Below are 14,700 nucleotides of genomic sequence, written 5' to 3'. Positions count from 1 at the left end.
CGCCCGAATGGCCTCGGCAATTCTTCTCGTTTGGTGTCGGTTGCGGCGCGACGCCCAGATCTCCATCATCTCGCGACGTCCCGTCCAAGTCATGCGCCCCCACACGAAGATCAATGCTTGAAACCAGACTCTCGCTGCGCGCGGATTGCCAATATGAAAACAGTCTCGACCTCGGCCAAGTAGCGATACAAGGCGACATAGCCTCGAGCACCCTTGCCGATGACCAATTCCCGTTTGCCGTCTTTCACCGGTCTGCCGATCTGAGGACTATGCGCGAGAATCTGGATGGCCTCGATGATTTCCTCGATCCGCTTCGCGATGTCCACCGCATCGAACTGCGTCATGTGATCCAAGAAGCGATCAAGGTCGTCAACAACTTCGGGAGCAAGCTCGATTCGAGCCATGACTCGATCAACGCGCTGGCTGTCGCGCTAGCGGCCGCCGCACTTTCTTTCCGGTAGCGCGGGCCTGCAAGTATTCCTTCGCATCCGTCCAGGCCACCGATTTGCCAGTCCGCTTTAAAGCAACCCACCGCTCGTCGGCAATCCGATGCAACTCGTCGTCCGTCTCCATGCGCTCCACCGTTTCGGATAGTGCATCCAGAATGAAGGCATGTGAAGACTTTCCGGCCCTCTCGGCAGCCGCCGCGATGCGGGCTTTCAGGGCATCTTCCATTCGGATCGTGGTCGTGGACATGGGCAGCCTTCTTGGATCTTCTGAGCGACTCTAATGTAGCACATTTGTGCCACATTGTTCCATGGACGCCGATCTTCTTGTGTCCGCAGGCGCGCGGCGATCCTTTAGTCGGATTCTCCGACGTGACCGCGAGAGACGTGACGATCCGGTTCAACTTGAACAGGTGCGCTCTGCGACGAAGCAGCAGCGTCAGAAATGCCCGCGTCAGTCTTCTTTGCAAATGGCCGCTTTGCCGCCCGCGAGGCGGCGGCGCTGTCCATGGAGAAGACCCGGTTGGAGATCGAGAAGATGCGCCGGGCGGTGCCGAAGGGATAGGCGCCCCGCGCCGCAATGCTGGCGGCATGCCCGCTGCGAAGCCGCCCACAGCGCCCACGATCCCGGCACCAATCTGCTGCGGCCGCTGCCCTTCGACCGTCCGGCGTGAGCGCGGGCCTCAAAGGAGTGCTCATCACTCGTTTGTGGCTTTTTTTTCTGAGCCCGCAGGGTTGCCAGCTCCGCGTTCAGCTTCTGAACGTGAAGATCCTTTAGCCGTAGGTCCACCATCGCCTGCGCTGTTCGCGGCGATCCCTTCTTATGGAGATCACGCTAGTGAGGATCCAACCGATCAAGGCGGTTATTGCGGTCAAGCGCCATCAACGGTGCTGCCATCGCGACCACGCGCTCGATTGTCGACGGCGGCGCCGGTACCGGCGACGCGCCAGGCCCGGGCCGCGTCGGTGGAGGTCGCTCCGGCCCCAACGGCCGGTCCGGTGGCGACGGTCGCTCCGGCCGTATAACCTCGTTCCGTGGAGACGGTGCGCGGTGGCCCTCGGTGCTCCAATAGGAGATGGTGACGGAGATAGCGGCCGCCACGGCGAAGTTAAACAACCCCATGAATCGCCGCTTCCATACGTCGAGGCTTGCCATCGCTCCTCCAGTAAACGCGAGCGTTGGCATCCCGTTGGCGCGGTGGGCAGGTATCTGGCCAATCGCCTCTACCCGACCGCTTTACGCTGCCAAGCGGTCCTCGGCCTCGATCAATTCAACTTCCGCGTTGGGCCCTGCCCTGCCCTCCACGAGTGCCCGTCGTGCGGCTCCTGGGCCCTACCCTGCCCCTCGCCTGCGCCCGTCGAACCGCAGGCGTGCAGAAGAAGCCGACCTTCCGAGCTCGGACCGCAAACAAGAACTGTCGACCCATTTGCAGCCGTTCGATCTGGTCTGCAATCGCTCAACAGGCTAGAGGGCGCGCTCTAGTTGAGGTTGGCGCAGAATCTCGCTGGTCGTGGTTGTTTGGCACCGTCAGCACGGTGCCGGAACTGGCAACTCGCTCCGCAAGTGTTCGAATGTCGATTCGGCTACGTGGTGCAAATCGGCTCAGGGGAAAGTGGCCATGCCCGACAAGCCCGTGTCTGCTGCAACAACGCAAAAGGAACCTGCGAGGCGGTTCGGAGAAGGGTCGCCGGCGCTGCGCGCTCAACCTCGTTGTGAGCCTCCTCGCAGTCTCAATCGGCGCCGGCACGCAAGGCCGAGCGCACATGCCACGGATCGGGATTCTTTCGTACGTTGCAGCCCCTTCCGGCACGAGCCAAGACCCACGGTTCGCCGGATTCAGAAAAGGGCTGCGAGAACTCGGGTACATGGAGAAGAAAAACATTCTGATCGAGCTCCGCTACGCGGAAGGCCAGCCCGACCGACTCGCGGCACAGGCTGCAGAGCTGGTTCAACTGAATGTGGACGTCCTGGTCGCTTTCGGCCCGGCGGCGCGCGAGGCCGCGCGCAAGGCCACCAGCACCATTCCCATCGTGACGGTGTCAGGCAGCGACCCGATCCGCGAAGGCTGGGCCCGGAGCTTCGCGCATCCCGGTGGCAATGTCACCGGTTTGACAGTCGTCTTCCCCGAACTCGTTCCAAAGTGCCTTGAATTTCTGAAGGAAGCGTTTCCGGCCGTCGTCCGGGTGGCCGTGCTCATCGATCCAACCGAGGTGGTCGACGCCAAGGAAGTCGTGCAGGAGATGGATGACGGCGCTCGGCGGCTGGGGCTGCAGCTTCAAGTCCTCGAGGTCCGGGGACCGAACGACTTCGACGCGGCGTTCACTCTGGCGCGGCAGCGCAACGCCCAAGCGCTCTTTCCACTTGCAGCCGTGGCTCACCGCTCGCGCCTCGCAACACTCGCCTTGCGTGACCACCTGCTGTCGATCAGCGAATTTCCGCTAATGACCCAGGCAGGATTTCTCATGAGCTACGGCGCCGACCTCGATGACCTTGGTCGACGCGCCGTCACGAAGATGGACAAGATCCTCAAAGGGGAGCACCCCGGTGACGTGCCGATCGAACGGCCGACGAAGTTTCAACTGAGCATCAACCTCAAGACTGCGAAGGCACTCGGGATCGAGATCCCGCGTTCGCTCCTGCTGCGAGCGAACGAGGTGATCGAATGACTGGGGTGACCACCCATCGACTCGCTTGGCAGTTTCGTTCGCCGGCAGCGGGGCGGCCGGGCAGCGGCCACAATCGTGGAGACTGGCTAGATCACCTGCAGTCCCATGTTCGCGGCTCTTTGCGATGAAATTCGCCAATTGCGCCTGTCCTGATCCAGTGACGGACATCGGCGCTTCGTCATCGCCGACTTCAAGCTCCAAGGCGATACATTTTGGACTCAGGATCGAACCGCGGCGTGCCTGTCGTGAGGTCTGGCTGGACCGGGATCGATAACCACTCTTTATCGTCCATCTGTAGCATCGAGCGCAGCCGGCCGCCCCTGACGACGCGCGCGCCAAAGAGGCGGCCCGGCTGGTGCGTATGGCGACGCGCTGCTCAGCTGCGCCGGCAGGATCGCGGCGATGCGCGCCAGAAGGTCTAGTCTGCCAAAAAAGCACCCCGCGAACCGCAGGCGACAGGAGGTCGCCCAGCGGCCCGGTTTTTTGGAGATACAGATTCAGCGCGCGCTGCTCAGAGCCTTGCGAATATTCCGCCCTCATCGAACCACGCAAAGGGGCCTTCCTTCCTACGACGATGACGCGACCGACCACGTCACGAAATAGGAGGAGTTTCCTCCGCACCCTGTTTCCGAATCAGTGCCAGGATGGTGCGTTTCACGTCGCGTCGGCTCGGACACGCCTCCAGTCAACGGATCCCTCAGCTCCGGCAATTTCAGAACGACTTGTTCGGCAGCGACCAAGGCATCGCGGTTGGGAAAGACGAAACTCCCAATTTCCTCGACCAGCCATTTGGTGACCAACCCGAGAGCACTTCCGATGACGGGCATGGCAAAAAAATAGCGCGAGACAACGCCGCAATAGTTGGTCGATGCGTCGCTTGCTATCGTTCTGAGCGACGTGTCGCTGGCGGCGCAGGCCAACGACTATCCGATCACGCCGCAGAAGCCGCACAACGTCAAATGACGCAATGGGGAGCGGCACTGTCGTTCATACTTCTGACGACATGGCCAACGACAAAGACAACGGCATCCTTGCTCACATTGGCGGCGAGCACATCGCCCGAGCTGGAAACACGCTGCCTCCCGCTTCAGCCGATCAGGACGAACACGCCACTGCCGAGGTAGTGGTGCCAGGGATCGGTCGCGTAAGGATCAGGTACGAATTGACGAGCAGCAGACACGGAAAAAGCCTGCACTGGTTCTGGACCGGGGTCTTCGCGGAACTCGTCTAGTCGGGCGCTGCGAGCGCCTTAATGTGCGCAACGATCGTTTCGAGTTGCTCCAGACTAAACAAGCCGTCAAGGAGCGCCGCCCCAGTGTTCACTGTTCGTAAGTGCCACTTTGCCCCGGCGAGACCCGACTAGAAAACCACCCCAACAAAATGATTCGCTCTTGCCGCATGCTCGGATGGTAGTGCTCCCTGGGACTGAGGGCCGCTTGCGCGCTCGTCTGACAGGAACGACGCTGCGGCTGATGCACGCTGGCGACATGGACGACGAAGACAACGGCATCCTGCCTCAGATCCAGGAAGATCAAATTGCCCGAGCCGGTAGCACGTTACCGCCCGCTGCCGCCGATCAGGACAAGTACGCCTCGGTCGAGATCGCGGTGCCAGGCCTTGGCGGCGTGCGAATCAGGTACGAACTGATGACGAGCCCGACAGAGCGCTCCAGCCACTGGTTCTGGACCGCTACCTATGCCGAGCTGGCTTAGCAGAACGGAATGGGCATGACTGATGATTGGGAAGAGGTCCTCGAGTCATCTGACGAATATTTGATCGCTCAGGAGGGTATGAGGGAGCTCAGGGAACGCGCGCACCGCGGCGAGCTTGTCGGTGTGGCCGACTGGAGGGCTAAGCTCACGGCCCTCAATCTCGCATATGCGCGCATCGAGGGCTTGACGGTTGGAAACGACCCGAAGCCACCAGAGGCCTAGGCCGCGCAATCAGTTCAGCGGGTCGTGCGACGACTTGGTCGGGGGCGGGGGTGGTCACCCGGCTGCGGTCTGGCAGGACCGGCGAATGTGCGCGGTCTCATTGTCGGACATAGAAGGACAGCGTCACGCGCGACCAGTACGGTCGGCATCGCGTTGCCCGCGCGGTGCCTTTGCCCGCTTCGCTGGTGCCCGTCTCATCCGCTTCCTTGGATTTCCGCACGGTGTCGGCGTCGTACTCACCGTTGCCAGGCCCCATCGAGGGCGCGCGGGTCATTTCTTCCGAAGGTACTCGCGCACCTTCTCCGCTGAGTTGCCTACTGCAGCGACGGCCGCCTTGAGCTGCTGCTCGCTGACACCGAGCGATTCGGTCCAGCTACGCACCTCGTGCGGCTCGGTCAGCGAGATGAGTTTGCGGTCGAGGCCGGTCTTCTTCGGGTCGTCCTTCATGCGTGTCTCCTGTTGAAGTCGATCAAGGCGGGACTCAGCCCGCGCTACGGACTGGATACGTTCAACCCACTGCTTACGAGTGACCATCGCCTTTTATGCTCCTTTTTCTGACAGCAAAAGCCGATAGGACATGTGAATGTGTGCTCATTTATGGATCTCCGCGACTACCCCCTGTTGCCGCTGCAGCGATTGGGAGTTCCCGTCTTCGCCTCCGGGGAAGCAGGAGGCTGGTCCGGACCGTCGCTTCTTGGATGGGGCGCGGTCGTCATCGCGTGGGGAGTCACATGGTTGCTGGTGGCCCGGCTGACCTCTGGGCTATGGCGACGCTGCGGCGCATCCGCCTAGACGGCCAAGCTCGACTCCACGCGGCTCCCGGCTGATCGAGTCGTTAACGGTCGGCTGCGCGATGCGTTCCTGAATGTCGAGGAGTTCATTTCGACACACGATGCGCGTGAGAAGTTGAATGCTTGGAAGCCGCCTGACGCCAGGCGAGTTCGTCCCCAAGGAAGTCAGATAAGAAGCCGAACTTGCCCGACTCCCGTCGAGAAATCATCAGAAATGGGGAGAGCCGTCTGCGCAACAGGGTCAAGTCCAGTCACGATCAGCGTGCCGATCGCCGCCTATGCGAAGTACGGGCGGCGACCCGGTCCTTCGGGAGAGCGTCAGGTCGAGGAACTGCGCGTCGTCACGGTGCGTGCGCTCGCCTGCAAGTGGCTTCAGCACTTCGGCGACGCCGCCCAGCGTGCGAAGGCCGAGCGTACAACGTCGACATTTTCAAGACGAAGGAGCGCGCCCGGCAGACGCTCGCCCTCCCCTTCGATCCAAGCCTCGACGCCGTGGACGGACGGTCCATCGACAGCATCATCGCGTTCGATGCCCAGTGGATCGAAGACGACACCATTCGAGTGGCGCAGTCCTACGTGCGCGAAGCGAAACCGGGCAGCCGCTTCGCGACGCTCAACCGGGTAGAACGGTCAATCGGATCTTCAGACCAAGGAATTCTGCATGACCACGACGTCCACACGCGCCCTCAGCCCCATCATTCGCGACCGGGCCGGCGCCGTGCAGCCGATCCCCGCGGCGTTGGCCGCAATCACCGGGCAGCCCCTGACCGAGGTCAGTCGGATGCTTTGGCAGTGCATTGAGGCCTTAAAAGGGCTCGCAGGGGTCAATGCCGAGGTGTCACCCGAGGACGCTTGTCATATGGCGTTGCACCGGTTCGGCTACGAACCCCATCGTCTTTACGCCGACCAGTGGCGACGCCCTGTCATGGGCGAGTTGCTCCGCGCTTATGCGCGATCTCCAGGCCCTTGTGAACGGCTTTTTGTAATCTGCGAGTCCGGTGACGCATTCGCATTCTTGGGCAATGAAGCAGCCGCTTGGACCGGCAGCGCGCCGACCACTCTCACGGCACTGGTTCGGGCCGGGACCTTGGAACTCGACATGCCAGTGCGCTTCGCCTTCACCGTCGAAGCGCACCGTCACGTGCCCATTGCCTCACCCGACCACAAGTTCCTCGAATCGGTGGCCATCCCAGCGTTTGCCTTGGCCGACGTCTACAACATCGAAGTGATGCTTGTTGGGTGGCCCTACTGGAGCTTGTCCTTCCCTGGCGAAATGACAGATGGCGGGCCAGGCTCCGGCGCCGCGTTGGTCTGCGGCGAGCACGAATTGCTGAGCGTCATCAATGACCGCGTGCGCCAGCTCCGGCAAGCTGATGAGACTACGGAAGATCTGATGGTTCGGCTGCGACTCGCTCGGCCGGCTACTTCTTCTGACTCGGCTTGACGGCCCTGAAGCGAGCGCGGCCTCTGTCCGCTTTTTTTCCTTGCCCCTGAGCTGGTCTGTCAGACATGGTCGTCGTCGGAAGTGGCGGCGACCTCGATCAGGTCTGCAAGGCCCGCCTGTTTGTGAGCAAGGCGCTCAACTCGTCGCCTGCCGAGGTCGCAACGACTAGGACCAGCCCGTTCGCAAGCATCCGTTTCAGCAAGGATCGCGCCCCAGGCGTTGGGCTCAGCTCAGCCCTGGCAGGTAGCGCGCCAGCAAGTGCGATGTGCGCTCAGCGGTGATCTGGGCATATGCCTGGTCGCCGGGTCCAATGCCGATGAGCTCCGGAAGCACCTTGTACCGCCCTTGACAAACAGCGGGCGAACGGCATAGGCGCATGCGTGGCCATGGCGCTCGAGCACCTCCACCCAGCTGCGTGCATGCGCGTCGTTGCTGTCGAGAAGCGTTGGCGGTTGTAGGCATCCGTCCCTGTCCGAATTCAGCCTTCTCGGAAGCGCGCTTATCCTACATGGCGCTGCGAATGCACGGCTGAGGGTGATGCTCTTTTTCGGAAGGACCCCATGAGCAACACACCAATCGCAGGAACAGGAGATGGCACCCGCCCCACGACCAGCGGAGGGGTCGACAACATCGGTGCTGGCGAGAAATTCAGCGGAACGAAGACCGGCGCCGGCGAATCCGCATCCGGCCCAGCGCCCACAGAGCACATGCCGGCAAAAAGAACCGTCGCGAGCACTAAAAAGGACGAATCCGCCGCGTTTGGCGTGACGGAAGACCTGACGCCTTCCCGCAACACGGAGGACGACGCCTCATGAAAGCCCCCGCTAACCCCACCCCCGAGCGGCAACCAACTCCGGCGGAGAACGCGATGAAGCAGTTCGCCAAGACAGATGCCGAAAGCGGAGTAGCCCCGGACGGGGGCGAACCTGAACCCGCACCCGCGCGTCGACCGGTGCGACCTGGCGACGCTGGCGTCGGAGCCTCGAGCAACCAGGGAAGCTCACCGTACCAAGATCGCGAGCGGCCAGAAGAGGCAGAGCGCGACAAACGATAAGCCGAGGTGCGTCGGCCGCCTGCCGGTGGCCCCTGCGCAGGAACATCGCAGCGCCGGACACGGACTGCACCAGCGTGCTCGTCTTCGCCTACACGGGCCGCACGCGGACGGCGCAGACTGATCTCCCTGTTCGCGAAAGGAAGCTGCCATGTCCAATATTTCAAGCCTTGAAGAACTGTACGCAGACGAGCTCAAGGATCTTTGGTCGGCGAACGACCAAATGGCAAAGGTGCTCAAAAAGATTGCACCGAAGGCCACTCATCAGAAGCTCAAAACGATCCTGTCAAATTCTCAGGAGGGCATCGCCAAGCACACTGAGGTGCTCACGGGACTGATTGAAGGCCTCGACCAGAAGGTCAAGAAAGAGCACTGCAAAGGCATGCAAGGGTTGGTCGAGGAAGCGACCAAACACACGATCGACGATGCGCCCGTGAAGGGACCGGTCCTCGATGCCGCGATCATTGCGCAGTATCAGCGCATGACGCACTACGGCATCACGGGCTTCGGTACAGTCGCCGCCTTTGCGGGGGCCCTGAAGCGCTCGGAAGACAAGAAAGCGCTCGACACCGCGGTCGCCGAGATCGCCCGTGGCGATGAGTTGATGAGCGAGTTGGCCGAAGCAGCAATCAACGTGCAGGCGGCTGACAAGAAGTAGCAGTCATCAGCCTAGCAATCGAGGCCTCACGTAGCGGTCGTGCCAGTTGGCGCCATTTGCGCTTCGACGGCCCGCTCGGGCGTGCGCTTCAGGCCTTGAGATCTGCGAGCACCGATGCATTCTAGCCATGCCTCCCAAGCCGCTGATGTCACAAACTTGCCGTCAATCAGGTCCGGCGGGAGAGGAGCGTAAGACTATTCGGAATTTGAACAACACAATGAAATGCTTCGGAGAAGGCGGCGACGCGGGAGGGATCACGTCGAAGTCGACTCACAGGAGATCAGCAACCTTGAGCCCTCACCCAATGTTGTCCGGTGGTCAGCGCTTTTTCCGCTTTATGGTTTTATTTGGGCGGCTGGCTATTTTGTCGGGTGGGCGGCGTTGCTTGGTGGCCGTACTACTTCTGCTGTTAGGGGCTCATTCGAAGGCGAGCGGCCCAGGCGTCGTGGATGTAGAGCGCGTCTTCAGTGAATCGTGGGTGGGAAGTCTGGCTCAGCGAGCCCTTGCCGACCAGTTCGTCGAGCGCGAGGCTTCCCTTCGCCGGCGCACTGAAGAACTGGCTGTCGTGCGGTCTAGCCTTGAGGAGGGGCAATTGTCGCCAGCCTCGTTGGAATCAGCCGTGCTCCGGTTAACGGAAGCGGAGCAACGGCTAATGATCGATCGCAAGTTGCTGGATGCTGAGAGGTCCCGCCGCGGAATCGAGTGCTACGACGAACTGTTCCGTAGGGTTCGCGTTGCCGTCGAGGGGCTTGCGAAGGAAGCGCAGGCGGACTTCATTCTGGACAGCGCGCTGTATGTCCGACCCTCCGCGGATTGGACCATCGAAATCGTCCAAGCGTTGAACGAAGAGTCGTTCCCATCTCAGGTGGCCGCGTGCACTCCGTCAGATCCCCGGTGAAATTCGGACTGCGAGCCCGGCGCAGAATTCGCACCTCAGATAGCCGCTTCCGAGCCTCGCCTTGCGCGCCTATGTCGACGACGAGGGACGAGGGCCGGTCGTTGAGTCGCTCGGAGAAAGTTTTCAGTACAGGGGCTGCCTATTCGCGTGCGTGGTTAATCGAAGGGGGCCCGAGCTCTTTTTGGCGCGGGTGGAATATCTGGACGGTTTGGGTGGCTTGCAGCGGTGCATGATCCCGGCCAGCTTGTAAAACCGAAAGGCTAGCTACTTGGCCGGTAAGGAGTCTCACATCGCCACGCGTGATGCAGAGTACGTTGGGGCGCGCACAGCCGTGCACGAGAGGTGTCAGCAGCGACCGCCTGAGGGTAAGCTTCTCACTTTCGGCAACGATCAATTCTTGAGGAGCGGCCATGGGGCTTTCGGAATTCATCTCAGCGAACAGCGCCGCCATCGTCGCGGAGGCCGTTGTCTATGCGCGCTCGCTAGCCCCTTTGGCACAACAAACAGAGGAGACGTTGCGAGACCACATTCCCAAGATTCTGGATGCCATCGTTCTCGACATGAACCAGGAGCAGTCCCAAGCCGAATCGCGTGCGAAATCCCTCGGTGGCGGCAAGGATGGAACTCTTGGAACTCCAGCCACCGCAGCAGAGACGCATGGGAGGCTCCGCGCGAAGGGGGGCCTGCATGTCGCACAGCTGGTTGCGGAGTATCGCGCTCTCCGCGCCAGCGTTCTGAGGCTCTGGGCTGACTCTCATCCGCACACATCGTCGATTGCGGAGGTCATCCGGTTCAACGAAGCTATCGATCAGGCGATAGCTGAATCTGTCGAATATTTCTCGGAAGAAATGGACCAGCTTCGGAACATCTTCCTTGGTGTGCTTGGGCATGACCTTCGGGGGCCGCTTAACGCGATCCTCCTGACCTCCGAACTGATCACGCAGCTTGCGAACGACCCGAAGATCTCCGCACCGCTGGGTGTACTGATTCGGAGTGGGCGGCGCATGGCATCGCTTCTGGACACGCTCCTCGAATACAACAGGTCGGTACTTGGGAGTGGCATTCCCATTCACCGAAAAGAGGCCGACCTCGCGGTTGAATGCGCTGCGGAACTTGAGCTTCTGAAGGCTGCCCTTCCCCGCGCTGTGGTTACCCTCTCTTGTAGCGGTGACGTTAACGGGGAATTCGACGCCTCAAGGATCCGCGAAGCCTTGGGCAACTTGGTGGCCAACGCTACTGCCTACGGTGCCAAAGATGAAGCTATAGCTGTCGCGCTGTCAGAGTCCCAGGGATGCGTTTTGCTGAGCGTTTCGAACGCAGGGCCAGAAATTCCGGCCGCGGAAATAGCGCGATTGTTTCAACCGCTTCAGCGTGGTTCGCATGCGGGCAGTGCGAGCAGTCGAACGAACCTAGGGCTAGGGTTGTTCATCGTCGACCAGATCGCACGTGCCCACGGCGGTGAGATTAGATGTGAAAGCCAGGGTGGTCTGACAGTTTTCGAACTCAGGCTACCGAAGGGGTCACAGCCGATCTTGGGGTGAGCCCCGCGAGGCGCTTCGGCTTATCCGCCGCGCGACGCGGAGCGAAGCCCAGCACCAGTGAAATCCCTGAGAGCCCTGCACAAGAAGGAGGTTCTCCGGGGTGATCGGCGTGTCCGGTGCATGTGTGACCGATCCAACATCGAATGACATGGCACACCCTTTGCGTGAGCGAATGCCGACCCGCGGGCCCGTCCTGCCGCACCGAAGGTGTGCAGATCTCGCCTAGGCAACCTTGGACGAAGTATGACCACCGAAGCATTAATCCTCTCAGCCTTGGCTCTGCTAGTCGGAGGCCTTTGGATCCTTGACGCCTTAACAATTGCACGCCGCCGACACGCGCGCAGCGCTTGGCGGATCGGATAAAGCGGGCGAAAGCCTCCATTCAAGGCGACTGACAGCTCTGACTTTCAATCCGTACATCGGAGCATCGTGGCCGCGAGCCCGCCCGCCCTAGCCTCGACTCTCCGGGGTTACACGTTCAGTCGGACGCATTTGGGCGTCATGGATACGGATCTTGTCGAGGGAAACAATACCTCTGACGAACTGATCGCAGTGGTTCGGCCGACGTGGCGTCGCTCCACCAGACTCGCCAGTGACCCCGCAGCCGCATCGAAGCAGGGCCGTAGCGGACGTCGACGGCCATTCGCACGAGCGACGACGACCTAACGGGACGGTGCACTCGACACGTGGTCGCAGTGCGGAGGGAAGGCATAGACCTACATGTAAGGACAGTTGCCCCCCACGCGGGTACTCCGTGGCGCAATCCAAGGTCTAAAGCTTCAGCGCGCTCGTCGCGCTTCCACCTCCAGCACTGGATCATCATGAGTCTGTCACAGTTCAAAACCCTTACCACTTCTCGAGCCGGCATTCTCTGCGGTGCCGCCCTCGCCGCTGCTGCGACGGCTACCTGGGTCGAGGTCCAGGCACGTCGCGCTGAACGGAAGCACCCGCCGTCCGGGCAGATCATTGACGTGGACGGCGCCCGGCTTCATTACGTTGAGCGCGGACATGGACCGCCGGTCCTGTTGATCCATGGCAATGCGGTCTCGCTGGCGGATTTTGAAGCCAGCGGTCTGATCGAGAAGCTGGCACTGGATCACCGCGTGATCGCAATCGACCGGCCGGGCTTCGGCTATAGCACCCGTCCGCGCGACCGCCTTTGGACGCCGACCGCGCAAGCATCAGTGCTTCAATCTGCTCTTAAGACACTTGGGGTTGAGCGCCCCATCGTTGTTGGTCACTCGATGGGAACGCTCATCGCGCTTGCAATGGCATTGGACAACCCGACAGACGTTGGAAGCCTTGTGCTTTTGGGCGGCTACTACTATCCGACTGTCCGAATCGATGCACTCCTAACGACCCCAGTGGCCATTCCGGTGCTTGGTGACGTGATGCGGTACACAGTGACCGCCCTCTCAGCTCGAGCGCTATTGACGCGCTCGGTGGAGGTTATGTTCTCGCCTGGCAAGGTGCCGGCAAGTTTCTTCCCAATACTTTCGCGTGAAATGCTGCTGCGGCCGGTTCAGCTCCGTGCCAATGCCGAAGACGCGGCTTTCATGATCCCTGCGGCCACTGCCAGCAGCGCGCGGTACAAGCAGCTTGAGCTTCCAGTCACTATCATCGCCGGTGCCGCCGACAAGGTCGTCGATGTCGATGCGCATTCAAGGCGACTTCATCGTGATGTGCCGCAGAGCAAACTAGTCGTAGTTCCGGGCGCGGGCCACATGGTGCATTACGCAGACCCTGAAAGCGTGGTTGCAGCGGTCAAGGCAGGAGGCGCGGACGTTGACACCCCCGTCGCTTCACTCGCGCAACAGACGGACACTAAGCAGCTGCCAGACGCGGAGCCGGCATTTGTTTAGCTAACTCATGCGGCCTAGTAGACTACTGAAGCACCAAGCGCGCTACAGTCATCCGGCGTCCTGAAGCGGACGGTTGCGGGATTTCGACGCTCCAGACTCGCTGCTGTCGCCGTTTTCCCGCTTCGAAAGCGCGTTTTCCGCTCTCTCCGACCCTCTACGCGGCCAACGGCCGGACTTCTGCCAAGGTCCGCATGCGCACGAGGTTGTAGGCAGCCATCGTCAGCACGAACGACTGGTCGACCTTCTTGATGCCGCGCACCATCACCTGGCGGATGGGGCCGACTTGGCCCCAGCCGAAGCCTAGCTCGATGAGCTTGCGCTTGCGCTGCGAGATCTCGTCGGCCACCGCCGAGCGACGCCCCGACTTGTTCTATGCCACGTGCGGCGTGACCTTCATGCGATGCGACTCCTCGATGAACTCGGCGGCGTCATAACCTTTGTCCGCGCCAAGCGTGACCTCGGTCTCCGCACTCGCGGTGGCTTGACGTGCGTCCCTGATCGCGACCTTGGCCGCCTCACGCTCGGCAAAGCCATCGGGCGTGACCATGGCGTTGACGACCGTCGCGACAACCGAGTGCACGAGGCCAGACTCGGCATCAACTCCAATGTGCGCCTTCATCCAGAAGTGCCACTGATCCCTTCCTGGTCTGGTGCATCTCTTGATCGCGCGCGTTGCCCTCGTTCTTGGTCCGAACTCGGCGCCGCGATGATGGTCGCGTCCACGATGGTGCCCGCGCGCATCAGAAGCCCTTGCTCGGCAAGATGGGCGTTGATCTCCTCGAACAGACATCCGCAGCATCCGAGGAACGCCGATGGGCTGTCGGCCGACAAGCCCGCTCTTAGGGTACAGCGGCTCGATCGTCAGACGAGACCACGGTACGACCAGCTATATGTCGGCCAAGAACTTCTCGCGCCGCGTGCGCTTCATCTTCATCGGGTCCTCGGCGCTGGCAAAGCTGCGTTGGTTCATCTCGGCGGTGCCGTGAATTGCAGTGTCTTCACGCATGCACGGGCCGTGCCCACCGCCACCTATTGATCAGCATTTCCCTAGCTGAGACGTTTGGCAATCATCTTCACAAAGCAGACGTGAGCCTCGGTTCCGGCTCGCGCGTTGTGTGGAGCAGGGGCGGTTCTCGTCCTTTGCCGGGAGTATCAATGAACTCGATCGTTCTGCCTTCCTCAAGGCGGCTGCCATCATGGCCGCGTCGGCCGGCGCGCCCTTCGCCGCGGCATCAGCTGATGCGGGCCCGAGCTCAGCAGTTGGTGGGATCGCCGCACGGGGCGCGGGTATCGAAAGCGGCGAGCATCGCTCCGTTTGCTACGAATCCGCAGGGGCCCAATCCTGTCCCGGACCGATGTACAACGCGGTTCGGCCGAAGGTCTGCGACAGCGCGGGCTATCGTCAGCG

The 14,700-nt window shown here is 61.5% G+C and carries 14 protein-coding genes and 1 pseudogene; 9 read left to right on the top strand and 6 right to left on the bottom strand.

All coding sequences use genetic code 11. From position 1 onward, the window contains the following. Positions 1-110 precede the first annotated feature (110 nt). Entirely contained in the window at positions 111-404 is a 294-nt protein-coding gene (locus QTI04_RS16440; RefSeq protein ID WP_286605364.1) for a type II toxin-antitoxin system RelE/ParE family toxin, read from the bottom strand. A gap of 7 nt (positions 405-411) precedes the next feature. Next, a complete protein-coding gene (locus QTI04_RS16435; protein WP_286605363.1) occupies positions 412-696 on the bottom strand; it encodes a ribbon-helix-helix protein, CopG family in 285 nt (94 codons plus the stop codon). Positions 697-1,961: 1,265 nt separating this feature from the next. On the opposite strand from QTI04_RS16435, the gene QTI04_RS16430 reads away from it, so the two are divergent. Then, positions 1,962-3,113 carry an ABC transporter substrate-binding protein gene (locus QTI04_RS16430; RefSeq protein ID WP_286616574.1) on the top strand — a complete coding sequence of 384 codons (1,152 nt, stop codon included), beginning with the start codon at positions 1,962-1,964 and terminating at the stop codon, positions 3,111-3,113. 566 nt (positions 3,114-3,679) lie between these two features. Here the strand turns inward: QTI04_RS16430 and QTI04_RS16425 are convergent. Beyond that, a complete protein-coding gene (locus QTI04_RS16425) occupies positions 3,680-4,033 on the bottom strand; it encodes a hypothetical protein (protein WP_286616573.1) in 354 nt (117 codons plus the stop codon). Between the two features lie 516 nt (positions 4,034-4,549). Between QTI04_RS16425 and QTI04_RS16420 the strand changes: the two genes are divergently transcribed. Both QTI04_RS16420 and QTI04_RS16415 read left to right on the top strand, forming a co-directional pair. After that, complete coding sequence (locus QTI04_RS16420; protein WP_286616572.1) at positions 4,550-4,825, top strand: hypothetical protein; 276 nt, start codon at positions 4,550-4,552, stop codon at positions 4,823-4,825. Between the two features lie 15 nt (positions 4,826-4,840). After that, entirely contained in the window at positions 4,841-5,047 is a 207-nt protein-coding gene (locus tag QTI04_RS16415) for a hypothetical protein (RefSeq protein ID WP_286616570.1), read from the top strand. Between the two features lie 97 nt (positions 5,048-5,144). Here the strand turns inward: QTI04_RS16415 and QTI04_RS16410 are convergent, their stop codons facing one another. Both QTI04_RS16410 and QTI04_RS16405 read right to left on the bottom strand, forming a co-directional pair. Next, on the bottom strand, positions 5,145-5,321 hold the full coding sequence (locus QTI04_RS16410) for a hypothetical protein (RefSeq protein ID WP_286616569.1): 177 nt from the start codon (positions 5,319-5,321) through the stop codon (positions 5,145-5,147). Next, a complete protein-coding gene (locus QTI04_RS16405) occupies positions 5,318-5,494 on the bottom strand; it encodes a DUF3606 domain-containing protein (protein WP_286616568.1) in 177 nt (58 codons plus the stop codon). The genes QTI04_RS16410 and QTI04_RS16405 overlap by 4 nt, the downstream gene beginning before the upstream one ends. 1,005 nt (positions 5,495-6,499) lie before the next feature. On the opposite strand from QTI04_RS16405, the gene QTI04_RS16400 reads away from it, so the two are divergent. The 6 genes from QTI04_RS16400 (at position 6,500) to QTI04_RS16375 (ending at position 13,292) form a co-directional block, all read left to right on the top strand. Beyond that, positions 6,500-7,282 (top strand): hypothetical protein, encoded by a 783-nt coding sequence (locus QTI04_RS16400; RefSeq protein WP_286616566.1) that lies wholly within the window; start codon positions 6,500-6,502, stop codon positions 7,280-7,282. A gap of 560 nt (positions 7,283-7,842) precedes the next feature. Beyond that, positions 7,843-8,097, top strand: coding sequence for a hypothetical protein (locus QTI04_RS16395; RefSeq protein ID WP_286616564.1), 255 nt, complete (start codon positions 7,843-7,845; stop codon positions 8,095-8,097). A 387-nt stretch (positions 8,098-8,484) separates the two neighbouring features. Next, a complete protein-coding gene (locus tag QTI04_RS16390) occupies positions 8,485-8,991 on the top strand; it encodes a ferritin-like domain-containing protein (protein ID WP_286616563.1) in 507 nt (168 codons plus the stop codon). Between the two features lie 127 nt (positions 8,992-9,118). Then, on the top strand, positions 9,119-9,889 hold the full coding sequence (locus tag QTI04_RS16385; protein WP_336621892.1) for an OmpH family outer membrane protein: 771 nt from the start codon (positions 9,119-9,121) through the stop codon (positions 9,887-9,889). A gap of 410 nt (positions 9,890-10,299) precedes the next feature. Then, complete coding sequence (locus tag QTI04_RS16380) at positions 10,300-11,430, top strand: sensor histidine kinase (RefSeq protein WP_286616561.1); 1,131 nt, start codon at positions 10,300-10,302, stop codon at positions 11,428-11,430. Between the two features lie 821 nt (positions 11,431-12,251). Then, the gene (locus tag QTI04_RS16375; RefSeq protein ID WP_286616560.1) at positions 12,252-13,292 is read left to right on the top strand and encodes an alpha/beta fold hydrolase; all 1,041 of its coding nucleotides are present in this window, start codon (positions 12,252-12,254) and stop codon (positions 13,290-13,292) included. Between the two features lie 154 nt (positions 13,293-13,446). Here the strand turns inward: QTI04_RS16375 and QTI04_RS16370 are convergent. Next, a pseudogene (locus QTI04_RS16370) lies at positions 13,447-14,066 on the bottom strand (IS5 family transposase); the annotation flags it as partial. Positions 14,067-14,700 lie beyond the last annotated feature (634 nt).

Source organism: Variovorax sp. J22R115 (genome assembly GCF_030317005.1).
Taxonomy (GTDB): domain Bacteria; phylum Pseudomonadota; class Gammaproteobacteria; order Burkholderiales; family Burkholderiaceae_C; genus Variovorax.
The sequence above is the reverse complement of the archived record's forward strand: the minus strand, read 5'-3'. Positions and strand labels throughout refer to the sequence as shown.

Excerpts from the sequence above, each read along its gene's own strand:
- QTI04_RS16440 (WP_286605364.1), bottom strand. The coding sequence starts at position 404 with ATGGCTCGAATCGAGCTTGCTCCCGAAGTTGTTGACGACCTTGATCGC.
- QTI04_RS16435 (WP_286605363.1), bottom strand. The coding sequence starts at position 696 with ATGTCCACGACCACGATCCGAATGGAAGATGCCCTGAAAGCCCGCATC.
- QTI04_RS16415 (WP_286616570.1), top strand. The coding sequence starts at position 4,841 with ATGACTGATGATTGGGAAGAGGTCCTCGAGTCATCTGACGAATATTTG.
- QTI04_RS16410 (WP_286616569.1), bottom strand. The coding sequence starts at position 5,321 with ATGACCCGCGCGCCCTCGATGGGGCCTGGCAACGGTGAGTACGACGCC.
- QTI04_RS16405 (WP_286616568.1), bottom strand. The coding sequence starts at position 5,494 with ATGAAGGACGACCCGAAGAAGACCGGCCTCGACCGCAAACTCATCTCG.
- QTI04_RS16400 (WP_286616566.1), top strand. The coding sequence starts at position 6,500 with ATGACCACGACGTCCACACGCGCCCTCAGCCCCATCATTCGCGACCGG.
- QTI04_RS16395 (WP_286616564.1), top strand. The coding sequence starts at position 7,843 with ATGAGCAACACACCAATCGCAGGAACAGGAGATGGCACCCGCCCCACG.
- QTI04_RS16390 (WP_286616563.1), top strand. The coding sequence starts at position 8,485 with ATGTCCAATATTTCAAGCCTTGAAGAACTGTACGCAGACGAGCTCAAG.
- QTI04_RS16385 (WP_336621892.1), top strand. The coding sequence starts at position 9,119 with ATGCCTCCCAAGCCGCTGATGTCACAAACTTGCCGTCAATCAGGTCCG.
- QTI04_RS16380 (WP_286616561.1), top strand. The coding sequence starts at position 10,300 with ATGGGGCTTTCGGAATTCATCTCAGCGAACAGCGCCGCCATCGTCGCG.
- QTI04_RS16375 (WP_286616560.1), top strand. The coding sequence starts at position 12,252 with ATGAGTCTGTCACAGTTCAAAACCCTTACCACTTCTCGAGCCGGCATT.